This is a genomic window from Methylocystis sp. SB2 (genome assembly GCF_049817085.1).
Taxonomy (GTDB): Bacteria; Pseudomonadota; Alphaproteobacteria; order Rhizobiales; family Beijerinckiaceae; genus Methylocystis; species Methylocystis rosea.
Window position 1 is genome coordinate 1,546,503 of the sequence record NZ_CP187401.1, and the last position, 18,043, is coordinate 1,564,545.

An 18,043-nucleotide genomic window follows, 5' to 3' on the forward strand; every position below is an offset into this window, starting at 1 on the left:
TCTGCTGGCGCAACATTCCGCCCTATCGCTTTATTGACTCTGATGTATATTATGGAAATATACACAAATGGTCAATTTCGAGCATGTCGCCGGTTTCGAATGGGATCACGGCAACGCGCGCAAGAGCGTCGAAAAGCACGACGTGAGCCAAGCGGAGGCTGAGCAGATTTTCGCCAATGATCCGCTGATCGTGACGGACGACTTGGCTCACCACGACTTGGCTCACAACAAGAGCGAGCCACGCTATCACGCCCTCGGTCGAACGGACGCATCTCGCTTGCTGCATGTCACATTCACGCTGCGCTCAAACGGGACGCGCATTCGAGTTATCTCCGCCCGCGACATGAGTCGCAAGGAACGACAACGCTATGAGCAAGACGACTAAGACTCCGCCGCCGACGTTCGCAACCGAAGCAGACGAACGTGCTTATTGGGAAAGTCACGACTCCGCGGAACATGTCGACTGGAGCAAGGCGAAGCGCGTTCGAATGCCGAATCTCAAACCGTCGACAACCTCGATTTCCCTACGGCTCCCGGTCAGTCTGCTCGAGCAGATCAAGATCGCGGCCAATAAGCGCGACGTGCCCTATCAGTCGCTCATAAAAATCTGGCTCGCGGAAAAGGTCCGCTGAACGACAAAAAGTCGGCTGAGCTACGCTTGCCGCGCGTCATTCCCCGCAGGCCGAACGCCTGACCGGGAACCCAGAGCGATTCCGATCGCGCGAAACGCGCGTCGGGAATGACATTCGGCCAGGCGTATTTACACCCGCTTCGGCACCAGGATCGCGCGGAAGTCATTGACGTTGGTGCGCGTCGGCTTGGTCACGACGAGGTCGTTGAGCTTTTCGAATGCGGTGTAGGCGTCATTGTTGGCGAAATGCGCCTTCAGATCGACGCCCGCCTTTTTCGCGCGCTCGAATGAATCCGCCGTCATGATCGCGCCGGCGTTGTCTTCGCTGCCGTCGATGCCGTCGGTGTCGCAAGCGATCGCCGACATGCCGCCGAAGCCTTCGAGCGCGAGCGTCAATCCGAGCAAGAACTCCGCGTCGCGTCCGCCCCGTCCCTTGCCGCGCACGGTGACGGTCGTCTCGCCGCCCGAGATGATGGCGACGGGCGGCGCGAAGGGTTGGCCATGGAGGGCGACCTGCTTCGCGATGCCGGCGTGAACCAGCGCCACGTCGCGGGACTCGCCTTCAAGATCGCCGAGAATGCAGGGCGTAAATCCGGCGGCCTTGGCGACCGCCGCAGCCGCGTCGAGCGAGCCTTGCGGCGTGGCGATGAGAATGTTCTGCACCTTTTCGAAGATGGCGTCGCCCGGCTTGGGCGTTTCGCATTCGCTCTCTTGCAGATGCGCGAGCACCGCGGCCGGCGCGTCGATCTTATATTTTGCGATGACGGCCAGAGCGTCTTCGCGCGTCGTCGGATCGGGGACCGTGGGACCGGAGGCGATCACCGAAAGATCGTCATTCGGCACATCGGAAATCATCAGCGCCACGACCTGCGCCGGCGCCGCCGCGCGGGCGAGACGCCCGCCCTTGATGGCGGAGAGATGCTTGCGCACGCAATTCATCTCGGAGATGTTCGCGCCGCTCTTCAGCAGCGCCTTGTTCACCGCCTGCTTTTCCTCGAGCGTGACGCCCTCGGCCGGCAGCGCCATCAGCGCCGAGCCGCCGCCGGAAATCAGCGCGAGAACGAGATCGTCTTGCGAAAGTCCCTGCACCTTCTGCAAAATGCGCTTGGCGGCTTCGCGCCCCGCCGCGTCGGGCACCGGATGCGAGGCTTCGATCACCTCGATGTGTTTTGTCGGCGCGCCATGCTCATAGCGCGTGACGACGAGCCCTTCGAGCGGGCCTTGCCAATGCGCCTCCACCGCCGCCGCCATGGAGGCGGCCGCCTTGCCGGCGCCGACGACGATGGTGCGGCCCTTCGGCGGCGCGATCTTCGCGAGATAGGGCGGCAGGCAAACCGTTGGCGACGCGGCGGCGACGGCGGCGTCAAACATGGCGCGAAGGAGGGTGCGGAAATCGTCGGACATCGCGCATTTTACCTTGTTGTTTTGGCAATCCGTCGGTTAGCGCCGTGGAGCTGCGACAACCGTCGGCGCTGTCTTTTCAGCATCTCAAGCGCCCGTCAACCGGGCGCGGAGTCGCGCGCCGCGGCTCGCTTATTGCGGCGGATTACGCAAAAACACGACATAGCCGCGAAAATATGGGTGACGCGCCAGCGTTTCCGGCGGCGACCAGACGGCGCCCTCCGCGAGGCCGAGCCGGAAAGGCGTATGGACACGTCCAACGCGCGCCAGATAATCGTCGATATGGTCAACGGTGGCGCGGCCGCGATAGGTCTGAAACACGACCTCGTCGACGCTCCGACCAAGTCTGTCAATGTCTTCCGGCGTGGCCTGAGAGGCCCAATCCATCAGGCCGCTAACGCCGAGCGCGCAATCCGCCGGCAACGTCTCACGAAGCTCGGCAAGGAAGGCTGCGTATGTGGTCAGGCCACGCGTCGCGGCGTCAAAGTCGATCTGAACGCCGATCACCTTGTCCGACTTCGCGCGCCACTCGGCGAGCCGACGCTTGACCGCGGCAAAAATCGCGGGCGTCCAGTCGATGCTGCGCACGCGATAGACCAGCCATAACGCTTGCGGATGAGGGCCCGGCTCAGTGGCGCCCTGCGCCTTTACACGCATCTCGCCCGAATCATCGGGTCCGATTTCAGCCTGGAGCAGATAGATGGTCTTGGCGGAAGCCAGTTCGGGACGCGCGCGCACGCCCGCCCATAGCCAATAGACGTCGTAATCCGCCGCGCGCACAATCGTGTCGGCCGCAGCTGTCCAAATGACGCTAATAGCCAGCAGACACGCGGCGGCGACACGCCGCAACATCGTCACCAGTAAAATCTCAGGCTTTTCGCCCATGTCGTCGCGCCATATTGCGCCTTGAGCTGGTCATACCAGGCTTTGCGCTGCGCCTTCTCGACGTCCTTGCCGCCGCAAGTATTGTTGTTCGCCGGCGCGTAGCAATTGATCGCGCGGTAGAGCGCATAAGCCCGGTCGCGCGCGGGCGTCGCCGGCGAGCCGATGAGCTTCTTATAGACCTCGCCACGCGCATAGGGTTCGCCGGGAAATATGGATTTGCCGCCGCCAAGTTCGTCGGGCGCCGGCCGGGAAGCCTCAAAGCCATCGAGGCTGTTCATGCGGATGAAGTCGCCAAAGCACAACATGGCGTGCGGGTCCTGGGGATTGGCGGCGAGTTCGCCGACAATCGACTTGAGGTCTGGACAAGCGTAGCCCTTGTCGGCTCCGCCGCTCCACAGCAAGACGCTGGATTGGTAATTGGGATATTGCCCGGGCCGCGCGGTGTCGGCGTCGTCCTTCGCCAGTCCCTCCGCAGAATAATCCCGAAGGAAGCCCGCATATTGGCCGTGCGTCGCCTCTTTGAGGAGAAGCACGAAGCGCGCAAGCTTGCGCTCCTCAGCCGAGGCCGGGTCCGCGACGGCCATCCGCAGCAGGATCGGACCTGCAACATATCGCAGCAGCATCGCACGAATCCGCGGCGACGACAGTTGCGTGTCCTTCAAGAAGACTTTGTTGACCTCTCCGGAGCGCTCCCAACTCAGCGCGAGGCCGAGTTCGACCGCCTCTTTCTGCCAGGGCTGCGTGGCGAGCGGCAGCAGCCGCCTCCAGTGGTCGATCGCCGCCGCATATTGCCCCGACGCCATCAGCGCCTGACCGCGAAGAACTTCGCGGCTGAATCCCAGATAGGGCGGCGACAACGGCCCGGGCGTCGCATCGCCCAACAGCTTCAGTGCCGTCGCATAGTCGCCGTCGACATAGTAGGCGCGCGCCGCCTTCAGAAAAGCGAATAGCGCCTCATGGCCCGCGAAGTCTCGCGCCTGCGCGTCGAGATCGGCCGCCGAGAACTTCTTCTGCGACGCATCGGCAGGCCGCATCATCGTCAAATCGTCGATCGCGAGAAGATTTGCGTCATGGACGTCTTTTGAGTCGAGCCCGAGTTTCGAGTCGATTTCAGCAGCGAGATCCGAACTGCGCAGATTGGCGTCCGGATCGCGCGCATGCCTCAGCTGCCACGCATACTCGGTCGCGGCCTGAGACCGATCGCCAGCGAGCCAATAGACGCGACGCAACAGGCCGCGCGCCGACGCCGCGTAGCGTCCGTGCGGATAGTCGGCGAGATAGGATTTGAATTCGGATTCCGCCGCTTTCAGCGATTGGCGATCCGATACTTTTGGCTCGGGCGCGCCGTCCAGTTCCGCAAAGGCGCCGACCGACGCCTTGTTCAGAAGCGTGCGGGCGATCATGTAGCGTGCGCTCTCGCGCACCCACACATTCTGCGCTTTCGCGAGGCTGCGAAAAGCTGTGAGCGCAGCGTCGAATGCGCCGCCGTAAAACGACTCCGCCCCGGCAAGATAAGCGGCGAATTCGCGCGCGGCCGCCGATGCGTCGGCGCCCGCGACATAAGCCTTTGCGGCGGTGGACGCCGCATCCTTTCCCTGGCAGGCCGTCGTTAGTTCCTTGCGTGAACGGATCAGCGCAGCGCGCTCAGCTTCGCTTAGAGCCTTTTCGGCCTTTACAGCCTGAATAAAGGCGTCCTCGCCGCTTTGAGCAGAGACGCAGCGCGTGCCCTCGTCAAAGAAGTCGCTCGGCGTCGTCATAACGTCTTTGACGGGCCGGCCCGCATAATCGCATGAGTTTCGCGCGAAGGCGTCGTTAAAAGCGTCGCGCGCGAAAAGCACGAAATAGTCGGGATAGATATCGAGCTTCACCTCGCCTTTTGGCGCATCGACGGGCCAAGGCCGCGCGTCCATCATCAGGAACTGCGCGTTGACGCGGCTGTCATTGCCCGGACTGAGGAACGGCAAATTGTCGCGATTGGAAAAGTCCTTGTGATCCAGCTTCCATCCGGCGCGGCCGAGACCATCGCCCGCGCAGGCGAACGCCTGGTTCGCGGAACACAGCAGCATGAGCGATGCGAGAGTCGAAAAAAGCTGGCGCATGGCGGTTCCCTGAACGTGGCCGGCAAGCTGCGTCAGACGGCTTCCTACCGGATCGGCGGGGGCGCGTCTGTTGAAAATAATCAAGAAGAATTCTTACGCTTCAAAAATAGGGCGAGGGTGGCACCACGCCGTCCCTCGCCCCTTATATGCCCCGCTCTTTGGCGGGCTGCGGCTTACGCCGCCATCGCGTTGGCCTTTTCGATCAGCGCCTCGGCCATGCGGATCGAGGCGATGTCGATCAGGCGGCCGTCGAGAGAAACGGCTCCCTTGCCTTCCTTGGCGGCCTGGGTCATCGCGTCGAGAATACGGCGCGCCTTCGTCACCTCGGCGTCGGACGGCGTGAAGACCTGATTGGCGAGTTCGATCTGCGAGGGATGGATCGCCCACTTGCCCTCATAGCCGAGCACCGCGGCGCGCTTGGCGGCGGCGATATAGCCGTCCGGATCGCCGAAGTCGCCAAAGGGGCCGTCGATCGGACGCAGGCCGTAGGCGCGGCAGGCGACCATCATGCGCGTCTGCGCCGCATGCCACTGATCGGCCCAGTAATATTCGCGATTGCCGCTCTCGTCCTTGTCGGTCAGCACGCCGTAATCCGGATTGACGCCGCCGATGACGGTTGTGCGGGCGCGGGTCGACGCCGCATAGTCGGCGACGCCGAAGGACATGGCCTCGAGGCGCTTGGACGATTGCGCGATGGCCTCGACATTGGCCATTCCGAGCGCGGTCTCGATCAGGATTTCGATGCCGATTTTCTTGGTGCGCTTCTTGTACTGCTCGATCTGCGTGATCATCATGTCGATCGCGTAGACGTCGGCCGGAACCCCGACCTTCGGGATCAGCACGATGTCGAGGCGCGGGCAGTTCTCGAGAACGTCGACGACGTCGCGATAGCAGTATTGCGTATCGAGACCGTTGATGCGCAGCGTCATCACCTTCTTGCCCCAGTCGATATCGTTGAGGCCCTGGATGATGTTCTTACGCGCCTGTTCCTTGTCGTCGGGCGCGACGGCGTCTTCGAGATCCAGAAAGATCTGATCGGCCTTTGACTGCGCGGCCTTCTCAAACATGCCCGGCGCGGAGCCCGGCACCGCGAGTTCCGAACGATGCAGACGCGGCGTGGCCTGCTCGATTAAAGTGAAGCTCATATTTTTTCCCCTTCCTGTTGAATTAGCCTGTGGCCCCGAGGCCGGCCGCGACGCAGCTGATCGAGAGCAGCAGAGGCACTTTGACGGCCTCTTTTTCCGCTTCGTCTTGAGCCTCGCGAAACCGGCGAAGCAGCGCCACCTGCTCGCGATTGACCTCGTTGATGGTTTGCAGGCGATGCGAAAGCCTCGCCTGATATTCCTTGAAGCGCTCCGCCAGTTCGACGCCGCCGGTGACGCGCAAGGCCATCTCGCGCGTCAATGCAAATTCCTCTTCGATGGCCTTGAAGATTTTGGTTCGCACGGCTTCGTCAGCGACAAGGCCCGCATATTGTTTGGCGATCGAGAGATCGACGAGCGCGAGGGTCTTCTCGACCTCGTCGATAATGAGCCGGAACATGCGCGAATCTTCGAACATCCGGCGCAAGAGTTCGAAACCGCGGTCGCCGCGCACGTCAACGAAATTCTTCAGACCGGATCCGACGCCGTACCAGCCGGTGATCGAATGGCGATTCTGCGCCCAGGCGAAGACCCAGGGGATCGCGCGCAAATCCGCCAGGCTTTTGGCGCCGAAGCGCCGCGCCGGCCGCGACCCGATGTTGAGCAGCGAAATCTCTTCAAGCGGGCTTGCAGCCTGAAAGTAAGCCACAAGGTCGGGATCGCCGATGAATTTGGCGTAGGCGGCGAAAGAGGCGCCGGAAATCTCCTCGAGCGCCTCGTCGAATTCCGCGTGCGGCGCCAGCGCTTCCTCGCGTTCGGACTTCAGCGCATGCTGGAACACGGAGGACGCCAAAAGCTCCATCTGGTAGGCCGCGGTCCCGCGATTGGCGTATTTGAACGAGACGACCTCGCCCTGTTCGGTGACGCGAAAACGGCCGCGGATAGAGCCCGCCGGCTGCGCTGCGATGGCATGGCCGGTCGGCGCGCCGCCGCGCGACACCGAGCCGCCGCGCCCATGGAAGAAGGCGATGGCGACGCCCTGCTCGCGTCCGACCTGACTGAGACGGGCCTGCGCCTTGAACAGCTCCCAATTCGACGACAGAAAGCCACCGTCCTTGTTGGAGTCGGAATAGCCGATCATCACCTCTTGCAGATTGCCCTGCCAGCGCGTCGAGCGGCGCACCACCGGAACCTGCAAGAGATCGCGCATGATCGCCGGCGCGGCGCGCAGATCGCCGATCGTCTCGAAGAGCGGCACGATTGGCAGCGTGAGAATCTCGACGCCCGGTTCGTCGAGAAAAAGCCCCGCCTCCTTGGCGAGCAGATACACGCCGAGGACGTCGACCGCCGAACGCGTCATCGACAAAATAAATCCGCCGAAGGCTTCCCGGTCGAGCTGCGTGCGCATCTCGGCGACCACCTCGAACATTTCAATGACATCGCGCGTATCGGCGGAAAGCGTGTCGCGCGGGAGAGGCGTCGTCCGCGGCTTGGCAAGCTCGGCGAGCAGCCATTCGCGCCATTCGGGATCATCGAGATCGGGCGGCGTCTCGCCGCCGGTCTTCAGGCGCCACAGCTCCTCGAGCGCCTGCGTCGTCCGCGTCGTGTTCTGGCGGATGTCGAGGCGCACCGTGCTGAAGCGGAAGGTTTCCACCGCGCGGCGCAACGGACGCACGAGATCGACCGCCAGCGCGTCGCTCTTGGCTTCAACGAGCGCTTTTTCAAGCACGAGCAGGTCGCCGATGAGTTCGTCGGCGCTTGCATAGCGCGGGCCTGTCGCCGGCTCGCCGTTCACGGCGCGCAGCGTCTGATCGAGTTTCCGCAGGATAGCGCCGACGAACTGCCGGTAGGGTTCGTTTTGATTGCGCGCTTCGATCGCCGCGCCGTCCGGCAGCGCGGCGAGGCGTTCAGCCAACTCCTCGCGGAAAGACTGAGGAATGTCGGCGGCGCGCTGGCTGATCGACAGCATGCGCGCGAGATCGACGAAGCGGGTACGATAGTAATTCAAGCTCGCAGCAGCGTTTTCGCGCATGGTGCGGCGGGTGACGTCGTTCGTCACGAAAGGATTGCCGTCGCGGTCGCCGCCGATCCAGGACCCGAACTGGAAGAAAGGCGCGACCTCGAATGTTTCGTTGGGATAGTGGCGTCGCAGCGCGCGTTCGCAGGATGACAAAAGCTCCGGCGCGAGATCAAAAATGCTCTCGTGGAAGAAGTGCTGGCCCCAGGCGACTTCCTGGTCGACCGTGGGCTTTTCGAGATGCAGTTCGCCAGTAAGCCACAGAAGTTCGATCTGATCATAGATCGACTTCACCAGCGCCTCGCGCTCGCGGTCCGTCCAGCGGGTCGATTCGAGTTCGCGCATCAGCAGATAGATGCGGCGATATTTTTCGAGGATCGAGACGCGCTTCGCTTCCGTCGGATGGGCGGTGATCACCGGACGGATGCGCAGCGACTGCAATTGCGCGCGTATTTCGTCGGGAGCGACGCCTGAGGCCGCGGCGCTCGACAAGACGTAATCGAACGTGCCGAGCAGCTTGTCGTGGCCCTTTTCGCGCTCGATCCGGCGGCGCCGGCGCATGGCGTAGGCCTGCTCCGCGATGGAGACGAGCTGAAACAGGATGCCCTGCGCCTGCAGCGCGCGCGCCATCTGACGCGGCTCCAGACCGGCGCCCGCCTTTGAGTCGCGCACGACGGCCTCGATTTCCGGCGTGTGACGGCGAATGACGGTGAGCAATTGCTCGCGCAGGAAGTCGGAAGCTTCGGTGACCGAGCGAGTCGCGTAAGCAGACGGCAGGCCGGTCGAAGACAGGCTCTTAAATGTCTGGGTCTCGGCGGTCATCAAAACTCCTTAGGCGCTCACGACGCCGCGCAGGATGAACGGCTTCGCGAAATACGGCCTGACAGCGGCGCGCGACCGCGCCGACGCCAGTGCTGCATTCCTCAGGCGCTCCGCAATACCTTGGCGACAGTCGATCCGAATTCCGCCGGGCTCGGCGCGACCGTGAGCCCGTAAGACTTCATGATCTCGGTTTTTTCCGCAGCGCTGTCGCCCGTCGCCGAAATGATGGCGCCGGCATGGCCCATGCGGCGGCCCTTGGGCGCCGTGAGGCCGGCGACAAAGCCGATCACCGGCTTGGAGAAATTCTCCTTGATCCAGGCGGAGGCTTCGGCCTCCTGCGGACCGCCGATTTCGCCGATGATGAGCACGGCCTGGGTCTCGGGATCTTTGTCGAACAGCACCAGATGGTCGAGGAACGACGAACCGTTGATCGGATCGCCGCCGATGCCGACCGAGGTCGATATGCCGATGCCAAGCGCCTTCAACTGCGACGCCGCTTCATAGCCGAGCGTGCCGGAGCGCGAGATCAGTCCCACCGCGCCCTGCTTGTAGATATGGCCCGGCATGATGCCGAGCATCGCCTTGCCGGGCGAAATGATGCCGGCGCAATTCGGGCCGACCAGCATCGGCCGGCGATCTTTGGGAAAGCGCAGGAAGTAGCGCTTCACGCGCATCATGTCCTGAGCCGGAATGCCGTCGGTGATCGAGCAGATCAGGCGGACGCCGGCGTCGGCGGCCTCCATGATCGCGTCGGCGCAAAAGGCCGGCGCGACGAAGGTGATCGACGCCTGCGCGCCGGTTTCGCGCACCGCTTCGCGGACGGTGTTGAACACCGGCACGCCGTGGTGAGTCTTGCCGCCCTTTCCGGGCGTGACGCCGGCGACGACATTGCTGCCGTAGTCGACCATCTCCTTGGTGTGGAAACTGCCCTTGTCGCCGGTGATGCCCTGGACCAGGATCGGCGTCTTTTCGTCAATGAGAATGCTCATGTGTCGTTCTCCGGCGCTTACTTGGCGCCCTGATAGGCGGCGACAGCCTTCTCGGCGGCTTCGGCCAGCGTGTCGGCCTGGATGATCGGAATGCCGCTTTCGGCGATGATCTTCTTGCCGGCTTCGACATTGGTGCCGGCGAGCCGCACGACGAGCGGAACGCCCTCGATCTTCTCGGCGCGCACCGCGTCAACGACGCCCTGCGCGACCCAGTCGCAGCGATTGATGCCGGCGAAGATGTTGACGAGCACGACTTTCACGCGTCGATCCGACAGAACGAGACGGAACGCGGTCGCGACGCGCTCCGGCGAAGCGCCGCCGCCGACGTCGAGGAAATTCGCCGGATTGCCGCCAGCGTGCTTGATCATGTCCATCGTCGCCATGGCGAGTCCGGCGCCGTTGACGATGCAGCCGATTTCGCCGTCGAGGCCGATGTAATTCAGGCTGTGCTCCGACGCCTGCGCCTCGCGCGGATCGCTCTGCGAGGGATCGTTCATGTCGACGATGTTGTGACGGCGGAACAGCGCATTGTCGTCGAAGGACATCTTCGCGTCGAGCGCCAGAACCTTGTCGTCCTTGGTGACGACGAGCGGGTTGATCTCGAGCATGGTCGCGTCATTGTCGCGGAAGGCGCGATAGGCGCCCATGATCGTCTTCACCGCGCGCGAAACCTGTTTGATATTGAGGCCGAGCTGAAAGGCGAGTTCGCGCGCCTGAAACTGCTGCAGGCCAACGGCCGGCTCGACGATGACCTGGAGCAGTTCGTCAGGGGTGTTCTTGGCGATCTCTTCGATATCCATGCCGCCGTGCTTCGAAGCGATGACGCGCACGCGCTCCAATTTGCGGTCGAGAACATAGCCGAGATAAATCTCGCGCTCGAAAGGATCGGCGACTTCGACATAGACGCGCTGCACCGGCTTGCCTTCCGGCCCGGTCTGCGACGTGACGAGCCGTTTCCCGAGCAGATCGCGCGCCGCCTGCTGCACTTCATGATAGGTGCGGCAGAGCTTGACGCCGCCCGCCTTGCCGCGTGCGCCGGCGTGGATCTGCGCCTTGACGACCCAATGCGAGCCGCCGAGTTCAGTCGCGGCATAGACCGCCTGATCCGGGCTGAAAGCGACGGTGCCGGGCGGAACTTCGACGCCGTGGCTCGCCAGTATTTCCTTGGCCTGATACTCGTGGACGTCCATTTCAGTCCTCTCCTCGCATTGCGGCGCGGCTTCCTCAGCCGCCTATTTTGGCTTTGACCGTCTCATAGACCGCTTCCGTTTCGGCCGCGGCCTTGGCGAGAAGCGCATTGACTTCGGCAAGCTGCTGCTCGGCGAAGCCGCGATCCTTGATCGCCTTGGCGTTGATGAAGACATTGAGCGCGCAGCTGCGCAGCCCGGCATTGGCGGCGAGCACCGCGACTCCGGCGTCGCTGATGACGTTGAGGTTGCCCTTGTCGGCGGCCTCTTTCGACAGGCTGATGACGTCATAGCAGATTTTGCACGTCTTCAGCGGCGCCAGCGTCGCTTCTTTCAACGCCGACTGGATCGTCTCCGAGCGCTTCGCCTTCTCCTCATCGGTGCCGCGCGGCAGGCCATAGGCGCCCATCAGCGTGTTGAAGGCGACGACGTCTTCATCGACGCCCGCGGTCAGCTCGGCGCGCAGCTTTTCAGCCTTGGCGAGAGTCTGCTGCAGATCGGCTGAAACGGCTTCGTAATTCTTTTTGCCGATGGTGAGATTGCACACCATCGAAACGAGCGCCGCGCCCATAGCGCCCGAAAGCGCCGCCGCGCCGCCGCCGCCGGGAGTCGGCGCATCGCTGGCGAGTTCGTCGAGGAATTTTCCAATCGTATCGGTCTTGGCGCTCATATCTTTCCTCGCTCAGGCGAGCTCTTTGGCTTGCGCATAAATGTTTTCGCAGTCGAACACCTGGTCGGCGGCGTCAAACAGCTTGCCGACGCATTCGCGATGCAATTTGAGCTTGAGCCCGCCCAGTCCCAGCGCGCCGATGACGATCTTGCCGTGGCGCTCCTTGGCCTTGTCGGTCGCCTCGACCCCGCCGACGCCGAGCGGCGGCTGCGCATTGCAGTCGGCGATGAGTTCGATTGTGGGATCGTTCTGCCAATCCGTCTCGTCGAGCAGCGGGACGCCGATTGCGCCTGCCGCGAAGACGATCTGGGCGCCTTTGACGGCCTGAGCGCGCGCTGCGTTATCCGGGGCTTCGATCGCCGCGGGCGTGAAGCCGAAGCGCTCCTGAATGGCTTTGGCGGCCGCCTCGGCGCGCGCTTTCTGACGCGAGGTGATGGCGACTTCGGCGCCTTCGATGTTGAGCATCGCCGCGGCGCGCATGCCGACCGGGCCGGTGCCGGCGAGAACGACAGCTTTCTTGCCCTTGAGCGAACTCGCCTTGGCGAGCAGCGCCACGCCCGCAGCGGCGGTCGTATTGGAGCCGTTCGAATCGAGCATCGCCGACACGCGGAAATTCGAGAAGAAACGCTTCTTCACCGCTTTGAACACGGCTTCGCCGGCCGTCATGTCGCCGCCGCCGACGAAGATCGCCGTATATTGCTTCTCTTTCGGACCGCGCGTGTAGATGCAGCCGTCGACCAGCGCCCCAACGTTTTCGCGTGTCACGCCGCCGTAGCCGATGATGCGGTCGGCGCCGCCGTCATAGCCGACCACCGTGTCGAAAACGCTCGGAACCGGATCGGTATCAAAAAGGAAAAGCAGTTTTTTGGTCATTGGGACTCGAACCTTTCACTGGCCCCCTCCCCACCCCCGCGCTTCGCGCAGGAGAGGAAGCAGACTCGGCCATCGACGCGCATTCGCGCAACCTCGGGCGTTGATCCCCTCTCCCGCTTGCGGGGGAGGGTGGCGCGAAGCGCCGGGAGGGGGCGTAAGCCTCACGCCGTCACGAGGTTGCGCGGGCTGCCGGCGACAAAGGCGTCGATGTTGTCGACGAGTTGGTCGGCCAGCACCTGCATCGCCTCTTTCGAGGCCCAGGCGACATGAGGCGTGATAATGAGATTGGGAATCGTCGGATCGAGCAGGATGTTGCCGTTCTTGGGCGGCTCGACCGTCAGCACGTCGAAGCCGGCGCCGCCAATGATTCCCTTACGCAACGCGTCGGCGAGCGCCGCCTCGTCGACGATGCCGCCGCGCGCCGTATTGATGATGCAGGCGGACTTCTTCATCGACGCAAGCTCCTTCGCGCCGATCATGTTCTTGGTCTCTGGGGTCAGCGGCAGGTTGAGCGTGACGACATCCGCCTCGCGCAAAACGGTCGCGACGTCGACCTTGTTCGGCACGTCCGCGACGTCGTTGATCAGCACTTTCATGCCGAGCGCGACGGCCCGCTTTTCAATCTCCTTGCCGAGAGCGCCATAGCCGATAATGCCAAGCGTAGAGCCGGCGATGTCGTAGATCGGATAATCGAAGTAGCAGAACTGATTGGCTTCGCCCCAGCGCCCCTGCCGAACGGAATTATAGTAGTTCACCAAATTGCGGCGCAGCGCGAAGAGCAGCGCGAACACATGCTCGGGCAGCGTATTGAACGCGTAGTTGCGAATGTTGGAGACGACGATCCCGTTGCCGCTCGTATAGGCCTTGTCGATGACGTCCGTGCCGGTCGCGGCGACGGCGATGAGCTTGAGGTCGGGAAGCTGCTTCAACGTCGCTTCACGCAGCGGCACCTTATTGGTGATGCAGATCGTCGCGCCCTTCAGGCGTTCAACGATCTGGTCGGGCGCCGTCTGGGCGTGTTCCGTGTATTCGTGAGGAAAATTCGGCTTGCGCACATTGGCGTCGAGCGTTTCCCGATCGAGAAAGACGATTTTGTGCGACATGTCCTGGTATCCCCCTCTTTCTCAATTCTTTTTTTGGCAGTCGTGCATCGGGCTCCGGCGGTCGGAAAGCTCCGACCGCCGGTCGCCGATTTACATCTTGAGCAGCGGATTGGCGCGATAGACCGCCTGCGCGGCCGCTGCGCCTGAACCCGGAGTCACGGGGATGCCGACGTCGCACATGGCCATCTCCGCGCCGCCGATGGCGCCGAGCAGCATCAGCTCGTTGAGGTCGCCGAGATGGCCGATGCGGAACACCTTGCCCGCGACTTCGGACAGACCGGCGCCGAGTGCGAGATTATAGCGCTTGTAGGCGATCTCGATGACCTTGGCGGCGTCAAAGCCCCCCGGCACGACGATCGCCGTGACGGTGTCGGAGTTCCACTTCGGCTCCTTGGCGCAGCACTTGAGGCCCCACGCGGAGACAGCCGCGCGAACGCCCTCGGCGAGGTGATGGTGGCGCTTGTAGACCTGATCGAGGCCCTCTTCGAACAGGATCGAAAGCGATTCCTTGAGGCCATAGAGCAGCGGCACGGAGGGCGTATAGGGGAAATAGCCGTTCGCGTTCTGGGCGATCATGTCCTGGAATTCGAAATAGGCGCGGCGGCCCTTGTTGGACTTGCCGGCGGCGATCGCCTTCTGGCTCGCCGCCATCAGCAGCAGGCCGGCCGGCAGCATGAAGCCCTTCTGCGAGCCCGACACGATCACGTCGACGCCCCACTCGTCCATTTTGAACTCGAGCGACGCGACCGAGGACACGCCGTCGACGAAGAGCAGCGCCGGGTGCTTGGCGTTGTCCATCGCGCGGCGCACCGCGGCGATGTCGGAGGTGACGCCCGTCGCCGTCTCGTTATGCGTGGCGAGAACAGCCTTGATTTCGTGATTCTTGTCGGCCTTCAGCGTCTCTTCGATCAGCTCCGGATCATTGCCGGTGCCCCATTCGCGCTCCTGCACGACGACTTCCAGGCCCTGACGCTTACAAAGATCGATCCACAGATGGGAGAACTGGCCGAAGCGCTGCGCCAGAACCTTGTCGCCCGGCGACAGCGTGTTGGTGATCGCGGCTTCCCAGCCGCCGGTGCCCGACGCCGGGAAAATGAAGGCATGGCCCTTTTCAGTGCCGAAGATCTTCTTCAGGCCGGGGAAGAGCGGCTTGACGAGATCAGGGAACGTCGGCGAGCGATGGTCTTCGGACGCGACCGACATGGCGCGCACGATGCGGTCGGGAAGATTGGTCGGGCCCGGCACAAACAGGAAGTTCTTGCCGGGAATTCTGGAATTCAACATTTCTCAAGCTCCTTTCGAGCGGCGGGTTTCAGATCGCGCGGCGTCGATGACGCCGTGAACGCGCTAGAACAGGCCGGCGATGCGGCCGGAATCGTCGACGTAGATGTTGTTGGCGGCAGGGACCTTCGGCAGTCCCGGCATCGTCATGATGTCGCCGCACACCACCACGATGAACTCGGCGCCTGCTGAGAGACGCAGTTCGCGGATTGGAATCGTGAAGGCCGAGGGGGCGCCTTTGGCGTTCGCATCCGTCGAGAAGCTGTATTGCGTCTTGGCGATGCAGACCGGGAAGTTGCCGAAGCCTTCCTTCTCCAGTTCGGCGAAGCGCGCCTTGATGCTCGAATCATAGGAGATATCAGCGGCGCCGTAGAGCTCCTTGGCGATCGTGCGCACTTTCTCGGCAAGCGGCATGTCGTCCGGATAGAGCGGCTTGAAGTTCGAGGGCTGCGTCTCGATGGTGTTGACGACCGCCCTGGCGAGATCCGCTGCGCCAGCGCCGCCGGAGCCCCAATTGTCGGCGACGACGCATTCGACGCCTTCCGCCTTGCAGAGCTTGTCGAGCGCCGCCATTTCGGCCGCGGTGTCGGACGAGAACTTGTTGATCGAGACGAGCACCGGCACGCCGAATTTACGGACATTGCCGATATGGCGCTTCAGATTCTCGAAGCCCTTCTCGACCGCGGCGACATTCTCGGCCTTCAGATCGTCCTTGGCGACGCCGCCATGCATCTTGAGCGCGCGGATCGTCGCGACGATCACCGTGATGTCGGGCTTGAGGCCCGCCTTGCGGCACTTGATGTCGAAGAACTTCTCCGCGCCGAGATCGGCGCCAAAGCCCGCCTCCGTCACGACATAGTCGGCGAGCTTCAAGCCGGCCTTCGTCGCGATCACCGAATTGCAGCCATGCGCGATATTGGCGAAAGGCCCGCCGTGGATGATCGCCGGATTGTTCTCCAACGTCTGCACGAGATTGGGCGCGATCGCGTCCTTGAGCAGCGCGGCCATGGAGCCCGCGGCCTTCACTTCCGAGGCGCGCACGCTCTTTTTTTCGCGGGTCTGGCCGACGACAATGTCGCCGAGCCGCCGCTGCAGATCGGCGAAGTCCGAAGCCAGGCAGAAGATCGCCATCACTTCCGAAGCGACGGTGATGTCGAATCCGTCCTCGCGGGCGAAGCCGTTCGAGACTCCGCCGAGAGACGACACGATCGAGCGCAATGCGCGGTCGTTCATGTCGACGACGCGCCGCCATGCAACGCGGCGCGAGTCGATCTTGGGCTCGCCGCCCCAATAGATGTGATTGTCGATCAACGCCGCGAGCAGATTGTTCGCCGCGCCGATGGCGTGGAAGTCGCCGGTGAAGTGGAGATTGATGTCCTCCATCGGCACGACCTGCGCATAGCCGCCGCCGGCGGCGCCGCCCTTGACGCCGAAACAGGGACCGAGCGAGGGCTCGCGCAAACAGCACAGCGCCTTCTTGCCGATGTGATTGAGGCCGTCGGTGAGGCCGACGGTCGTCGTCGTCTTGCCTTCGCCGGCGGGCGTCGGCGTAATCGCCGTGACCAGGATCAGCTTGCCGTCGGCCTGGCTGTCGAGCGAGGAAATGTAGTCGAGGGAGATCTTGCCCTTGTAGTGGCCGTAGGGCTGCACATGTTCGGCCGGGATGCCGAGCTTGTCCCGCGCGACGTCGATAATCGGCCGCATCTTGGCGGCCTGCGAAATCTCGATGTCGGACTTCGGCGCAAGATGCTGATTGTCCTTTCCGCTCGCGCCCGGCGCGGCGGCTGACCGTTCTGACATGCAGTCCACTCCCTATCAGGCCTGCGTCGCACAGGCCCACAATTCGTTTTTTTCGGTCATCGAGAACCGAGCGTCGGCGCCGCCGATCCCGCTCCCGGCCGACCGGGCTGAAATCCTGCCGATGCAGGCTGCAGCCTTTTTTGCGACCGTAGTTTTATCCAATTCACGCATCAAGGCCCGCGGTTCGCCGCAACGAGCCGACGCGCGCATGAATCCGCTTACTGAAAATTCATTGGCGGACACCTCGTATGACGGGAATCAAAATTGATCGTCAAGCCGGCAGAGCCGCCAGCGGCATGACGAACGCACGGGCGCCGCGATGCGGCTCCTGCTCGCGCGACACAATCGCCAGTCGAATCGCTTATTCGACAAGCCGGGCCGGCCACCTATCCTTTGCCTACCTGATAGAACAGGAAGAGACAGGCTGTGCGCACATCGATCAATGCGCGCATTCGCTCAGGAATTGTGAAGTTTCCTACACGCCCGAAAAGCTGATGCGACGGGTCTGGACAGGCTCGCCGCTTGCGCCGGGAAGAAACAGAGCCCCATCCTTACCTATCCGAAGAAACCGCAAGCCGGCGGGCGCAGCATCCGTTGCGACTTCCCTCAAAAAAAATTTGTCGCAGTCGGCGTCGCAGCCTTGACTCTATCGGGCGATTGCGAGGCTCGATAGTCTTTATGGATGCCTATTCGGGCTGAAAGTCGAGCGCGACGCCATTGATGCAATAGCGCAGGCCGGTCGGCGGCGGGCCATCGTTGAAGACATGCCCGAGATGCGAGCCGCAACGGCTGCAATGCACTTCCGTGCGCGTCATGCCATAGCTGCGATCGACGGTCGAGCCGAGCGCGCCGGGAAGCGGATCGAAGAAACTCGGCCAGCCGGTGCCGCTTTCGAACTTCTCGCCCGAGCGAAACAACGGCTGGCCGCAGCCCGCGCAGTTGAATGCGCCGCGACGCTTTTCATGATTGAGCGCGCAGCTTCCCGGGCTTTCGGTGCCATGCCCGCGCATGACGTCATATTGCTCGGGAGTGAGAAGCGCACGCCATTCGGCGTCTGTGCGGGTTACGGGAAAGATCTCGTCGGCCATCGCCAGCGCCTTGTCTGAGATTCGTGGACTTGGGTCCTATCTTGTATCGACCGCCGCCTTTCGCCAGAGGGGCTTGGCGGGATAGAGTGGCGATCTTTCAGTGGGAAAGAAGATT

At 63.0% G+C, this 18,043-nt stretch carries 16 protein-coding genes; 3 read left to right on the plus strand and 13 right to left on the minus strand.

Annotated elements, in window-relative coordinates:
* Positions 1 to 67: 67 nt before the first annotated feature.
* Complete coding sequence (locus tag ACPS74_RS07535) at positions 68 to 385, plus strand: BrnT family toxin (protein ID WP_029648771.1); 318 nt, start codon at positions 68 to 70, stop codon at positions 383 to 385.
* On the plus strand, positions 369 to 632 hold the full coding sequence (locus tag ACPS74_RS07540) for a BrnA antitoxin family protein (RefSeq protein ID WP_018405882.1): 264 nt from the start codon (positions 369 to 371) through the stop codon (positions 630 to 632). Before ACPS74_RS07535 ends, ACPS74_RS07540 begins: the two co-directional genes overlap by 17 nt.
* Positions 633 to 760: 128 nt before the next feature.
* On the opposite strand, the gene ACPS74_RS07545 is transcribed toward ACPS74_RS07540, so the two are convergent.
* From ACPS74_RS07545 to ACPS74_RS07600, 12 genes are all read right to left on the minus strand, one after another.
* Positions 761 to 2,035 (minus strand): glycerate kinase type-2 family protein, encoded by a 1,275-nt coding sequence (locus ACPS74_RS07545; RefSeq protein WP_029648773.1) that lies wholly within the window; start codon positions 2,033 to 2,035, stop codon positions 761 to 763.
* A 129-nt stretch (positions 2,036 to 2,164) separates the two neighbouring features.
* Positions 2,165 to 2,917 (minus strand): DUF3142 domain-containing protein, encoded by a 753-nt coding sequence (locus tag ACPS74_RS07550; RefSeq protein WP_051381696.1) that lies wholly within the window; start codon positions 2,915 to 2,917, stop codon positions 2,165 to 2,167.
* Positions 2,887 to 5,016 (minus strand): hypothetical protein, encoded by a 2,130-nt coding sequence (locus ACPS74_RS07555; protein WP_029648775.1) that lies wholly within the window; start codon positions 5,014 to 5,016, stop codon positions 2,887 to 2,889. The genes ACPS74_RS07550 and ACPS74_RS07555 overlap by 31 nt, the downstream gene beginning before the upstream one ends.
* Positions 5,017 to 5,189: 173 nt before the next feature.
* Positions 5,190 to 6,161 (minus strand): HpcH/HpaI aldolase/citrate lyase family protein, encoded by a 972-nt coding sequence (locus ACPS74_RS07560; protein ID WP_018405886.1) that lies wholly within the window; start codon positions 6,159 to 6,161, stop codon positions 5,190 to 5,192.
* A 22-nt stretch (positions 6,162 to 6,183) separates the two neighbouring features.
* Positions 6,184 to 8,937 carry a phosphoenolpyruvate carboxylase gene (locus ACPS74_RS07565; RefSeq protein ID WP_029648776.1) on the minus strand — a complete coding sequence of 918 codons (2,754 nt, stop codon included), beginning with the start codon at positions 8,935 to 8,937 and terminating at the stop codon, positions 6,184 to 6,186.
* A 101-nt stretch (positions 8,938 to 9,038) separates the two neighbouring features.
* Positions 9,039 to 9,926, minus strand: coding sequence for a succinate--CoA ligase subunit alpha (sucD, locus tag ACPS74_RS07570; RefSeq protein WP_029648777.1), 888 nt, complete (start codon positions 9,924 to 9,926; stop codon positions 9,039 to 9,041).
* A 17-nt stretch (positions 9,927 to 9,943) separates the two neighbouring features.
* Positions 9,944 to 11,116, minus strand: coding sequence for a malate--CoA ligase subunit beta (locus tag ACPS74_RS07575; RefSeq protein WP_018405889.1), 1,173 nt, complete (start codon positions 11,114 to 11,116; stop codon positions 9,944 to 9,946).
* 34 nt (positions 11,117 to 11,150) lie between these two features.
* The gene (fchA, locus tag ACPS74_RS07580) at positions 11,151 to 11,783 is read right to left on the minus strand and encodes a methenyltetrahydrofolate cyclohydrolase (protein WP_029648778.1); all 633 of its coding nucleotides are present in this window, start codon (positions 11,781 to 11,783) and stop codon (positions 11,151 to 11,153) included.
* 12 nt (positions 11,784 to 11,795) lie between these two features.
* Positions 11,796 to 12,656 (minus strand): NADP-dependent methylenetetrahydromethanopterin/methylenetetrahydrofolate dehydrogenase, encoded by an 861-nt coding sequence (locus ACPS74_RS07585; protein ID WP_029648779.1) that lies wholly within the window; start codon positions 12,654 to 12,656, stop codon positions 11,796 to 11,798.
* Positions 12,657 to 12,817: 161 nt separating this feature from the next.
* On the minus strand, positions 12,818 to 13,759 hold the full coding sequence (locus ACPS74_RS07590) for a D-2-hydroxyacid dehydrogenase (RefSeq protein WP_029648780.1): 942 nt from the start codon (positions 13,757 to 13,759) through the stop codon (positions 12,818 to 12,820).
* Between the two features lie 90 nt (positions 13,760 to 13,849).
* Positions 13,850 to 15,043 (minus strand): aminotransferase class V-fold PLP-dependent enzyme, encoded by a 1,194-nt coding sequence (locus ACPS74_RS07595; RefSeq protein ID WP_029648781.1) that lies wholly within the window; start codon positions 15,041 to 15,043, stop codon positions 13,850 to 13,852.
* 63 nt (positions 15,044 to 15,106) lie between these two features.
* Entirely contained in the window at positions 15,107 to 16,840 is a 1,734-nt protein-coding gene (locus ACPS74_RS07600) for a formate--tetrahydrofolate ligase (RefSeq protein WP_029648782.1), read from the minus strand.
* Between ACPS74_RS07600 and ACPS74_RS07605 the strand changes: the two genes are divergently transcribed.
* Positions 16,839 to 17,108 (plus strand): hypothetical protein, encoded by a 270-nt coding sequence (locus tag ACPS74_RS07605; RefSeq protein ID WP_029648784.1) that lies wholly within the window; start codon positions 16,839 to 16,841, stop codon positions 17,106 to 17,108. The two genes, ACPS74_RS07600 and ACPS74_RS07605, sit on opposite strands and share 2 nt — an antisense overlap.
* A 418-nt stretch (positions 17,109 to 17,526) precedes the next feature.
* Here ACPS74_RS07605 and msrB read toward each other — a convergent pair whose 3' ends face one another.
* Positions 17,527 to 17,928, minus strand: coding sequence for a peptide-methionine (R)-S-oxide reductase MsrB (gene msrB, locus ACPS74_RS07610; protein ID WP_029648785.1), 402 nt, complete (start codon positions 17,926 to 17,928; stop codon positions 17,527 to 17,529).
* Positions 17,929 to 18,043 lie beyond the last annotated feature (115 nt).